This window comes from Streptomyces sp. NPDC047981 (genome assembly GCF_040653315.1).
In the GTDB taxonomy this organism is placed as follows: Bacteria; Actinomycetota; Actinomycetes; order Streptomycetales; family Streptomycetaceae; genus Streptomyces.
In genome coordinates, this window is sequence record NZ_JBEZNQ010000064.1 from 35,234 (window position 1) to 45,736 (window position 10,503).

Annotated in this window: 8 protein-coding genes and 1 pseudogene; 3 read left to right on the forward strand and 6 right to left on the reverse strand. The window is 72.9% G+C overall.

Features of this window, described 5'->3' with window-relative positions:
• Nucleotides 1–86 precede the first annotated feature (86 nt).
• The 3 genes from AB0E14_RS29670 to AB0E14_RS29680 all read left to right on the forward strand — a co-directional run bounded on the left by AB0E14_RS29670 (nt 87) and on the right by AB0E14_RS29680 (nt 6,470).
• On the forward strand, nt 87–4,727 hold the full coding sequence (locus tag AB0E14_RS29670; RefSeq protein WP_362424846.1) for an ATP-dependent helicase: 4,641 nt from the start codon (nt 87–89) through the stop codon (nt 4,725–4,727).
• Between the two features lie 118 nt (nt 4,728–4,845).
• On the forward strand, nt 4,846–5,634 hold the full coding sequence (locus AB0E14_RS29675; RefSeq protein WP_362424849.1) for a DNA-formamidopyrimidine glycosylase family protein: 789 nt from the start codon (nt 4,846–4,848) through the stop codon (nt 5,632–5,634).
• 71 nt (nt 5,635–5,705) lie between these two features.
• Nucleotides 5,706–6,470, forward strand: coding sequence for an SDR family NAD(P)-dependent oxidoreductase (locus AB0E14_RS29680; RefSeq protein WP_362424852.1), 765 nt, complete (start codon nt 5,706–5,708; stop codon nt 6,468–6,470).
• On the opposite strand, the gene AB0E14_RS29685 is transcribed toward AB0E14_RS29680, so the two are convergent.
• The 6 genes and pseudogenes from AB0E14_RS29685 to AB0E14_RS29710 all read right to left on the reverse strand — a co-directional run.
• Nucleotides 6,418–6,777 carry a hypothetical protein gene (locus AB0E14_RS29685; RefSeq protein ID WP_362424855.1) on the reverse strand — a complete coding sequence of 120 codons (360 nt, stop codon included), beginning with the start codon at nt 6,775–6,777 and terminating at the stop codon, nt 6,418–6,420. The genes AB0E14_RS29680 and AB0E14_RS29685 overlap by 53 nt on opposite strands.
• Nucleotides 6,778–6,877: 100 nt before the next feature.
• Complete coding sequence (locus tag AB0E14_RS29690) at nt 6,878–7,354, reverse strand: DNA starvation/stationary phase protection protein (RefSeq protein ID WP_362424858.1); 477 nt, start codon at nt 7,352–7,354, stop codon at nt 6,878–6,880.
• Between the two features lie 184 nt (nt 7,355–7,538).
• Nucleotides 7,539–7,922 carry a helix-turn-helix transcriptional regulator gene (locus AB0E14_RS29695; RefSeq protein WP_019889909.1) on the reverse strand — a complete coding sequence of 128 codons (384 nt, stop codon included), beginning with the start codon at nt 7,920–7,922 and terminating at the stop codon, nt 7,539–7,541.
• A gap of 109 nt (nt 7,923–8,031) precedes the next feature.
• Nucleotides 8,032–8,541: a CinA family protein gene (locus AB0E14_RS29700; RefSeq protein WP_362424861.1), complete on the reverse strand. Its 510-nt coding sequence runs from the start codon at nt 8,539–8,541 to the stop codon at nt 8,032–8,034.
• A complete protein-coding gene (gene pgsA / locus AB0E14_RS29705; RefSeq protein ID WP_362424864.1) occupies nt 8,538–9,410 on the reverse strand; it encodes a CDP-diacylglycerol--glycerol-3-phosphate 3-phosphatidyltransferase in 873 nt (290 codons plus the stop codon). The genes AB0E14_RS29700 and pgsA overlap by 4 nt, the downstream gene beginning before the upstream one ends.
• Nucleotides 9,407–10,435: pseudogene (locus AB0E14_RS29710) on the reverse strand (MiaB/RimO family radical SAM methylthiotransferase); the annotation flags it as partial. The pseudogene AB0E14_RS29710 and the gene pgsA, both read right to left, overlap by 4 nt.
• Nucleotides 10,436–10,503 lie beyond the last annotated feature (68 nt).

A 10,503-nucleotide genomic window follows, 5' to 3' on the forward strand; every position in this document is an offset into this window, starting at 1 on the left:
CATTCTGCGCCACGGGACGTCCGTGCCACGAACCGGATATCCCCAGGTCCGGGCGGTTGTCAGTGGCTGGGTGCACGATGGGGGGCATGGTCAGGTCCGCGCTCGACTCGTTCTCCCCCGCGACCCGTGGTTGGTTCACCGGGGCCTTCCACGCGCCCACGGCGGCGCAGGAGGGTGCCTGGCAGGCCATCGGCGCGGGCTCGGACGTGCTCGTCGTCGCCCCGACGGGCTCGGGCAAGACCCTCGCCGCCTTCCTGGCCTCCTTGGACCGCCTGGCGTCCGCCCCGCCGCCGGCGGACCCCAAGAAGCGCTGCCGCGTCCTGTACGTCTCGCCGCTGAAGGCCCTGGCCGTCGACGTCGAGCGCAATCTTCGGTCCCCGCTGACCGGTATCCGCCAGGAGTCGGTCCGCCTCGGCCTGCCCGAGCCGGACGTCAAGGTCGGCATCCGCTCCGGTGACACCCCGCCCGCCGAGCGCCGCGCGCTCGCCACGAAGCCGCCGGACATCCTGATCACGACCCCCGAGTCGCTCTTCCTGATGCTGACCTCCGCCACGCGGGACGCGCTCGCCGGGATCGAGACGGTCATCCTGGACGAGGTCCACGCGGTCGCCGGGACGAAGCGCGGCGCGCACCTCGCGCTCTCCCTGGAGCGGCTCGACGAGCTGTTGCCGCGCCCGGCCCGCCGGATCGGCCTGTCGGCGACGGTCCGCCCGGTGGACGAGGTCGCCCGCTATCTCTCCCCGCAGCGCAAGGTGGAGATCGTCCAGCCGCCGTCCGGCAAGGAGTTCGACCTCTCCGTCGTCGTCCCGGTCGAGGACATGGGGGAGCTGGGAGGCTCCCCCGCCTCCGAGGGCACCGACGGCGGCGACAAGCCCTCGATCTGGCCGCATGTCGAGGAGCGCATCGCCGATCTCGTCCAGGCCCACCGTTCCACGATCGTCTTCGCCAACTCGCGCCGGCTGGCCGAGCGGCTGTGCAACCGGCTCAACGAGATCGCGTACGAGCGCGCCATGGGCGAGCCGCTGCCCGACGACGGCCGGCCACCGGCCGAGATCATGGCGCAGTCGGGGGCCGCGCAGGGCGCGCCCGCGCTCCTCGCCCGCGCGCACCACGGCTCGGTCTCCAAGGAGCAGCGGGCGCAGGTCGAGGAGGACCTGAAGGCGGGCCGGCTGCCCGCCGTGGTGGCCACCTCCAGCCTGGAGCTGGGCATCGACATGGGCGCGGTCGACCTCGTCGTGCAGGTCGAGTCGCCGCCGTCGGTCGCCTCGGGCCTCCAGCGGGTGGGGCGTGCGGGACACCAGGTCGGCGCCGTGTCGACGGGCGTGGTGTTCCCGAAGTACCGGGGCGATCTGGTGCAGGCGGCCGTGGTGACCGAGCGGATGCGCAGCGGCTCCATCGAGTCCATGCGCATCCCCTCGAACCCGCTGGACGTCCTCGCGCAGCAGCTCGTGGCGATGGTCGCCCTGGACACCTGGCAGGTGGACGACCTGCTGGCGGCGGTCCGCAGGGCCGCTCCGTTCGCCTCGCTGCCCGAGTCGGCGTTCACGGCCGTGCTCGACATGCTGGCCGGACGCTATCCCTCGGACGCCTTCGCCGAACTGCGCCCGCGCGTGGTCTGGGACAGGGTCGCCGGCACGGTCACCGGCCGCCCGGGCGCGCAGCGGCTCGCCGTCACCTCCGGCGGCACCATCCCCGACCGGGGCCTCTTCGGGGTCTTCCTCGCCGGTTCCGACCCCAAGAAGGGCGGCGGACGGGTCGGCGAGCTGGACGAGGAGATGGTGTACGAGTCCCGGGTCGGGGACGTCTTCACGCTGGGCACGACCTCCTGGCGGATCGAGGACATCACCCGCGACCGGGTCCTGGTCTCCCCCGCCCCCGGGGTGCCCGGCCGGCTGCCGTTCTGGAAGGGCGACCAGCTGGGCCGCCCGCTCGAACTGGGCCGCGCGGTGGGCGCGTTCCTGCGCGAGGTCGGCTCCCTTGAGACCGAGGACGCCCGGCTGCGCCTCGTCGCCGCGGGCCTGGACGCCTGGGCCGCCGACAACGTGCTCGCGTACCTCACCGAGCAGCGCCAGGCCTGCGGCCACGTGCCGGACGACCGGACGATCCTCGTCGAGCGGTTCCGGGACGAGCTGGGCGACTGGCGGGTCGTCATCCACTCCCCCTTCGGGGCCCAGGTGCACGCCCCCTGGGCGCTGGCCCTGGGGGCCAGGCTCGCCGAGCGGTACGGCATGGACGCGCAGGTGATGCACGCCGACGACGGCATCGTGCTCCGGCTGCCGGACGCCGATCTGATGGGCCTCGACCTCCTGGACCAGGAGCCGGTCGACCCCGGACGGCACCTGGACACGACGTTCGACGCGGACCAGGCCCCGATCGGCGCGGCGGACGCCCTGTTCGACAAGGGCGAGATCAACCAGATCGTCACCGACCAGGTCGGCGGATCGGCCCTGTTCGCCTCCCGCTTCCGCGAGTGCGCCGCACGCGCCCTGCTGCTGCCCAAGCGCAATCCGGGCAAGCGCACCCCGCTCTGGCAGCAGCGTCAGCGCGCCGCCCAACTGCTCCAGGTGGCGAGCGAGTTCGGTTCGTTCCCGATCGTCCTGGAGGCGGTCCGCGAGTGCCTCCAGGACGTCTTCGACGTCCCCGGGCTCGAAGAGCTCATGGGGGACATCGAGTCCCGTCGCGTCCGGCTCGTCGAGGTGACGACCCCCGAGCCGTCCCCCTTCGCCCGCTCCCTCCTCTTCGGTTACGTCGCCCAGTTCCTGTACGAGGGAGACTCCCCGCTCGCCGAGCGGCGGGCCGCCGCCCTCTCCCTGGACTCCCGCCTCCTCGCGGAGCTGCTCGGCCGGGCCGAGCTGCGCGAGCTGCTCGACGCCGACGTGCTGACGGAGCTGGAGCGGGAGCTCCAGTGGCTCACCGAGGACCGCCGGATCAAGGACGCCGAGGGAGTGGCCGACGCGCTGCGCGTCCTCGGCCCGCTCACCGAGGCCGAGTTGACCGCGCGGGGCGGCGAGCCCGGCTGGGTCCACGAGCTGGGCGCGGCACGCCGCGCGATCAGGGTCCGGATCGCGGGCACGGAGCACTGGGCCGCGATCGAGGACGCCGGCCGACTGCGGGACGCCCTCGGCACGGCCCTCCCGGTGGGCGTGCCCGAGGCGTTCACGGAGCCGGTCAAGGACCCTCTGGGCGACCTCCTGGCCCGCCACGCCCGCACCCACGGCCCCTTCACCTCCTCCGAGGCTGCCACACGCTTCGGCCTGGGCCCCGCCGTCACCGAGGGCGCCCTGCAGCGGCTGGCCGCCGCGGGCCGGGTCGTCCAGGGCGAGTTCCACCCCTCCGGGATCGGCCAGGAGTGGTGCGACGCGGCCGTGCTGCGCCGCCTGCGCCGCCGCTCGCTCGCCGCGCTCCGGCACGAACTGGAGCCCGTCCCCCCGGCCGCGCTCGCCACCTTCCTCCCGCAGTGGCAGCACCTGGGAAGCAACGGCCTGCGCGGGATCGACGGCCTCGCCCGCGCCGTCGAGCAGCTGCAGGGAGCGCCCGTACCGGCCTCGGCCCTGGAGAAGCTCATCCTGCCGTCCCGGGTCAGGGACTACTCCCCCGCTCTCCTCGACGAGCTGACCACGACCGGCGAGGTCGTCTGGGCCGGGGCGGGAGCCCTCCCCGGCAAGGACGGCTGGATCTCCCTCTATCTCGCGGACGCGGCCCCCCTGTTGCTCTCACCTCCGCACCCGCTGGAGCAGACCGCGCTCCACGAGTCGGTGCTCACCACCCTGTCCGGCGGCTACGGCCTCTTCTTCCGCCAGATCGCCGACCAGGTCAGGGCCACCACCCACCCGGACGCCACCGACCCCCAACTGGCCGACGCCCTCTGGGACCTGGCCTGGTCGGGCCGGCTCACCAACGACACGCTCGCCCCGCTGCGCTCCCTCCTCGGCTCGGGCCGCACGGCGGGGTCGACGGCCCACCGCGCCAAGCGGACCGTCCCACGCGGCCGTTACGGCACGCTCACCGCCGCCGCCCGGCCCGCGTCCCGGACGGGTCCGCCCACCGTCAGCGGACGCTGGTCGCTGCTCCCGCCCGCCGAACCGGAACCGACCCACCGCGCCCACGCGCTCGCCCGCACCCTGCTCGATCGCCACGGTGTGGTCACCCGGGGCGCCGTCGCCGCCGAGGGGGTCGAGGGCGGTTTCTCCGCGACGTACCGCATCCTGTCCGCCTTCGAGGACAGTGGGCAGGCCCGCCGCGGCTATGTGGTGGAGGGCCTCGGCGCCGCCCAGTTCGCCATGGACGGGGCCGTGGACCGGCTCCGCGCGGCGGCGACGGCCCGGGACCGCGGTGTGGAGGCCGGCGCGGGTCCGCGCGCGGTGGTCCTTGCCGCCGCCGACCCGGCCAACGCGTACGGAGCGGCACTGCCCTGGCCCGAGCCGCCGAGCGGCGCCGGTCACAAGCCCGGCCGGAAGGCGGGCTCCATGGTGGTCCTGGTCGACGGTGAGCTGACGCTCTACATGGAGCGCGGCGGCAAGTCCCTGCTGTGCTGGCCGGACGATCCCGAGGACCCGGCGCTCAGAGCCGCGGCCGAGGCCTTGGCGGCGGCCGCGCTGGCGGGCTCGCTCGGGACGGTCACGGTGGAGCGGGTCAACGGAGCCACGGCCCTCACCTCGCCCCTCGCCCGCGCGCTCGAGACCGCCGGTTTCCACGCCACCCCGAGAGGACTGCGCCTTCGCCCGTAGAAGGCCCATCGTGGAGCGACTCCTGAAGAAGGCGACTCCTGAGGAAGTCCGATCGGGGAGCGACGCCCGTGGAAGGCCCATCGTGGATCGGCGCCCGCAGGAGGCCCATCATGGAGCCATGCCCGAAGGAGACACGGTCTGGCAGACCGCCCACCGCCTGCACGCGGCGCTGGCCGGCCGCGTGCTGACCCGGTCCGATCTGCGGGTGCCCCGCTTCGCCACCGCCGACCTCACCGGACGCCCCGTCCTGGACGTGACGCCACGCGGCAAGCACCTCCTGGCCCGGATCGACGGCGGACTCACCCTCCATTCCCATCTCCGGATGGAGGGCGCCTGGCGAGTGTTCGCCACCGGTGAGCGCTGGAGCGGGGGCCCCGCCCATCAGATCCGGGCGATCCTCGCCAATGCCGAGCACACCGCCGTCGGCTACCGCCTCCCGGTCCTGGAGCTGATCCGTACGGCCGAGGAGCAGGACGTGGTCGGCCACCTGGGCCCGGACCTGCTCGGCCCGGACTGGGATCCGGCGGAGGCCGTCCGCCGCCTCACGGCCGACCCGGAGCGCTCCCTCGGCGAGGCCCTCCTCGACCAGCGGAACCTCGCGGGCATCGGCAACGTGTACAAGTCCGAGCTGGCGTTCCTCGCCGCCGTGACACCCTGGCTCCCGATCGGTGCGCTCCCGCCCGGCATCCCCGAGCGCCTGGTCGCCACCGCGCACCGCCTCCTGGAGGCGAACAAGGACCGCCCGGACCGGCGCACCACCACGACCCGCCACCCCGCACAGCACCTCTATGTGTACGGCCGCGAGCACCGCCCCTGCCTGCGCTGCGGCACCGCCGTCCGCCGCGCCGAGCTCGGAGACCGCGTCACGTACTGGTGCCCGGGCTGCCAGCGGGGCCCCTCGGCCTGACCGCGAGCCGCGCCCGGTAAGTCACTCCACACCAATTGACGGACCGTCAGATCCGGTCGTACGGTCCGGTCATGGCCCTCACGGCGTACGACTTCACCGGACGCACCGCCTTCGTCACCGGAGCCGCGAGCGGCATCGGCCGCGCCACCGCCACGCTCCTGGCCCAGGCGGGCGCCACGGTCCACTGCGCGGACCGGGACGAACTCGGCCTCCACGAGACCGCGAAACTGGTATCCGAGCGCGGCGGCACCGCACACCTCCACGTACTCGACGTCACCGACCGCCGCGCACTCGCCGCGGCCGTCGCCGGCGCTGCCCCGCTCGACACGATGGTCGCCGTCGCCGGGATCATGCACACGAGCACCGTCCTGGAGACCCGCGACGAGGATCTGGACCGCGTCCTCGCGGTCAATTTCAAGGGCGTCCTGTACGCCTGCCAGGAGGCGGCCCGCTCGATGATCACGACCGGCACCCGCGGCTCGATCGTCACGATGGCCTCGGGCGCCATGGACACCGCGAGCCCCGGCCTGCTCTGCTACAGCGTCACCAAGGCCGCCGTCGTCCAGCTGACCAAGACGCTGGCCACCGAGGTCGGCCGGCACGGCATCCGGGTCAACGCGATCGCTCCGGGCTGGATCCGTACCCCCATGACCGACCGGCACGAGCCCGCGGCGCAGGAGCAGGCGGAGGCGGCCATGGCCCGTCGTTCCCCCCTGGGCCGGGTGGGCGAACCGCAGGACATCGCGCACGCGGTCCTCCACCTCGCGTCCGACGCCGCCGCCTTCACGACGGGTCAGATCCTCCGCCCCAACGGCGGCGTCGCGATGCCGTGGTGACCCGCGAGGCACCCCCCGTGCCCCGCACGCCCCGTCCGGCATCCCCCGCGCCCCGCACGCCCCGTCCGGAGCGCGCCGACCCCGCCCGGGTCCGGCCAGGCGTCCGGCCGCCCACGGCGGCGGACGCCGTCACGTGCACCGGCAGCAGGCTCAGCCCCCAGCCACCGGCCGCGACCGCCCCCTCCACCAGCCCCGCCTGATCGGGAACCAGTACCAGCCGCAGCACCGCCCACCACCACAGCCCGCCGGCCGCCAGGCCGCCCGCCACCCACCCGAGCGTCACCAGCGCAACCCGTCGCCGTACCATGGCCGCCTCCTGCGCTCGACGCTAGACCGGCCGTATCACCCGGCGGGAGGGCGCACGGGAGGCAGCCCCGGCGCACGAGCCGCACAGCGCGGGCGCCACGCTAGGCGCTCTCCGCCTGGAACATCCACGCATGCTTCTCGAGATCGGCCGTCAGGCCGATCAGTACGTCCTGGCTGACCGGGTCGGGATCACCGGTCTCCTGGATGCGCTCGCGCATCCCCACGATCACCGCGTCGAGCGCCTGGACCAGGATCGCCACCGCGTCCTTGTCCTTGATCCAGCCGTTCGCCACCTCGACCGCCCCCACCGCGCTCGTCGAGGCGACCGTCGCGGCTCGTCCGTCCGGGTTCACGCCGATCGCCGAGGCGCGCTCGGCGACGATGTCGGAGTGCTGACGGGCGGTGAGCACGACCTCGTCGAGCTGCAGATGGATCGACCGGAACCGGGGCCCCACCACGTTCCAGTGCACCTGCTTCGCGACCAGGGCCAGATCGACGAGGTCGACCAGCGCACCCTGCAGAGCGGAGCCGACCGTCTTCAGGTCGGCGTCGGACAGGGGGCTCTTGACGACAGACATACGGAATCTCCAACCAGTCGTACGTGCTCCCCACCATGCACGAACCACAAAGTCGGGGCATCTCGGAACAATCTGTGACCAGAGCCACAAAATGCCAAAGAATTACCTCTGAACCACCAAAAGAACGACGAAAGCCCCGACCGATGTCCACCAAGGACACCGACGGGGCTTCGCCCACTTCGGATCAGGCAGCGACGACGTCCACCGCTTCTGCGGGCGCCTTGATGGTCACCCGCTCGGTGGGCACACCTGCCACCGACGTCACCGACACCGAATTGAGCATCGGGCGTACCGGCGCCGGCACCGGTTCGCTCGCCGCTGCCGACTCGGCCAGTTCGGCCAGCGACAGCTCGTCGCTCACTTCACGCATGAGCTCGGACATCCGTACGTCAAGCGCGTCGCAGATCGCGGAGAGCAGCTCGGAGGAAGCCTCCTTCTGCCCCCGCTCCACCTCGGAGAGATAGCCGAGCGAAACTCGGGCGGACGAGGAGACTTCGCGCAGAGTACGGCCCTGGCGCTGGCGCTGCCGACGCAGCACGTCACCCAACAGGCGACGGAGCAGAATCATCGGTGGCTCCCTCCTCGGACCGCGTAGCCGCATCCTTCACGCCCCACCGTACCGCCTCGCGCTGCGGCCGTGCGGGGAGCGATGTCGTGTTCACTCAGGGCTGCAAACATCAATTCCCCCCGTTCTGTTCCGTATCCTGTGCCCGCCCATTTCCCGAGAGTTCGTCGCCGAGCAGGTCCAGCACGCTCCGGACGCTCTCTCTACGGATTTCCGCACGGTCGCCGTTCAACCGCAACGCGACGACTTTCCCGGCCCCCACGGGCCCCGCCACCGCCACGTACACCGTGCCGACGGGCTGGCCGTCCTGCGGATCCGGACCGGCGACACCGGTCGTCGCGAGGCCCCAGTCGGCGCCGAGCCTGACCCGCGCACCCACCGCCATCTGCAGTGCGACCTCGGGGTCCACCGCGCCGTGCTCACCGAGCAGGAACTCGTCGACACCCAGGAGATCCCTCTTCAGGGCCGTGGCGTAGGCGGTGACGGACCCGCGGAAGACCTTCGACGCTCCAGGCACGGAGGTGAGCTCCGCGGCCACCAGACCGCCCGTGAGGGACTCCGCGGCGGCGAGGCTCTGACCACGCTCCGCCAGCAGCTCCAGCACGCGGGCGGCCCGGTTCATCGCGCCGACCCCGCAGCGGGCCCTGCCGTCGGGGCGTCGCTCGTGGGCGCCCCGGAGGCCGTCGGCCCGTTCGCCGGCCCCGGCACGGGCTGCGCGGCGCTCTCGGCACCCTCACGACCCTCGGAGCCTCCGGAAGCCGCAACGGACCCGGTGGCCTCGGCAGCCGCCGCGGCACCACCCACAGCGCCCGCGGAGCCGCCCGCGGCACCATCGGAACGACGGGCCGCCCGCTCCTCCGCGAGCCCCCTGCGTCGCAGCACGATCGCCTGCCGGACGTAATCCAGACCGGTGACGACCGTCAGCACGACGGCCACCGCCATCACCCACCAGCGCAACGTCGCGAGTGGACCGGTCAGCACCAGCACGTACATTCCGACCGCCGTGCCCTGCGCCAAGGTCTTCATCTTGCCGCCGCGACTGGCCGGAATCACCCCGTGCCGGATCACCCAGAAGCGCATCAGCGTGATCCCGAGCTCTCGCGCGAGAATCACGACCGTCACCCACCACGGCAGGTCCCCGAGCGACGACAGACAGATGAGACCGGCCGCCATGATCGCCTTGTCGGCGATCGGGTCGGCGATCTTCCCGAAGTCCGTGACCAGGTTGTACGTCCGCGCAAGATGGCCGTCGAAGACGTCGGTGATCATGGCGACGGCGAAGGCGGCCCACGCCCAGGCACGCCAGACGGGGTCGTGCCCGCCGTCCTGGAGCAGCAGCACCACGAAGGCCGGCACGAGCACCAGCCGGACCATGGTGAGGATGTTGGCGATGTTCCACAGGCTGGCCTGATCGACCGCCGCGGAGCCCAGCTTGCCGCCGGGCGCGGGCCTACCGGTCCCGCCCGCCGCGGATGCCGGGACTCCGGTCATCTGCCCGCCTCCTCGAAACTCCCGGGGGTCTGGGGGTCGCTCCCCAGAGATCCGCAGTACTCGGCCACCAGGTCGACGCCTTCCGTCGCCACGACCTTCGCCACGACCATACGGCCAGGAGTCAGCTCCAGGCTCGCGGCGGAGTCCGCGGTGACGACGACCTGGCCGTCCGTCTCCGGCGCCTGGTGCGCCGCGCGGCCGATCACGCCGTCCTCCTCGTCGACCGATTCGACCAGTACTTCCAGGGTCTCTCCGATCCGCTCCTCCGCACGCTGGGCGGTGAGCTCCTCGGCGAGCCGGGAGAGGTGGGCGAGCCGCTCGTCGACGACCTCCTGGTCGAGCTTCTGCTCGTACGTGGCGGCTTCGGTGCCGTCCTCGTCGGAGTAGCCGAAGACGCCGATGGCGTCGAGCCGCGCGTGCGTGACGAAGCGTTCCAGCTCGGCGAAGTCCGCCTCGGTCTCGCCGGGGAAGCCGACGATGAAGTTCGACCGGGCACCGGCCAGCGGGGCCTTGCCGCGGATGGTCTCCAGGAGATCGAGGAAGCGGTCGGTGTCGCCGAAGCGGCGCATGGCCCGCAGCACGTCGGGGGCGCTGTGCTGGAAGGACAGGTCGAAGTACGGGGCGACCTTCTCGGTCGAGGTCAGGACGTCGATCAGGCCGGGCCGCATCTCGGCGGGCTGGAGGTAGCTGACCCGGATCCGCTCGATGCCGTCGACGGCGGCGAGCTCGGGCAGCAGGCTCTCCAGGAGGCGGATGTCGCCAAGGTCCTTGCCGTACGAGGTGTTGTTCTCGGAGACCAGCATGACCTCCTTCACCCCCTGCTCGGCGAGCCAGCGCGTCTCGTTGAGGACATCGGAGGGCCGACGCGAGACGAAGGAGCCGCGGAAGGACGGGATGGCGCAGAACGAGCACCGGCGGTCGCAGCCGGAGGCGAGCTTCACAGAGGCGACGGGGCTGCGGTCCAGGCGGCGGCGGAGCGGGGCACGCGGCCCGGAGGCAGGCGCGAGACCCTCGGGCAGGTCGGCCTGCCGCGCATGGAGCCGGTGTTGAACCCCTTGTCCGTCTCGCTGAGCAGCTGGGTGGTGACCCCGAA

Coding starts and splice junctions, on each gene's coding strand:
- AB0E14_RS29670 (WP_362424846.1), top strand. CDS start 87: ATGGTCAGGTCCGCGCTCGACTCGTTCTCCCCCGCGACCCGTGGTTGG.
- AB0E14_RS29675 (WP_362424849.1), top strand. CDS start 4,846: ATGCCCGAAGGAGACACGGTCTGGCAGACCGCCCACCGCCTGCACGCG.
- AB0E14_RS29680 (WP_362424852.1), top strand. CDS start 5,706: ATGGCCCTCACGGCGTACGACTTCACCGGACGCACCGCCTTCGTCACC.
- AB0E14_RS29685 (WP_362424855.1), bottom strand. CDS start 6,777: ATGGTACGGCGACGGGTTGCGCTGGTGACGCTCGGGTGGGTGGCGGGC.
- AB0E14_RS29690 (WP_362424858.1), bottom strand. CDS start 7,354: ATGTCTGTCGTCAAGAGCCCCCTGTCCGACGCCGACCTGAAGACGGTC.
- AB0E14_RS29695 (WP_019889909.1), bottom strand. CDS start 7,922: ATGATTCTGCTCCGTCGCCTGTTGGGTGACGTGCTGCGTCGGCAGCGC.
- AB0E14_RS29700 (WP_362424861.1), bottom strand. CDS start 8,541: ATGAACCGGGCCGCCCGCGTGCTGGAGCTGCTGGCGGAGCGTGGTCAG.
- pgsA (WP_362424864.1), bottom strand. CDS start 9,410: ATGACCGGAGTCCCGGCATCCGCGGCGGGCGGGACCGGTAGGCCCGCG.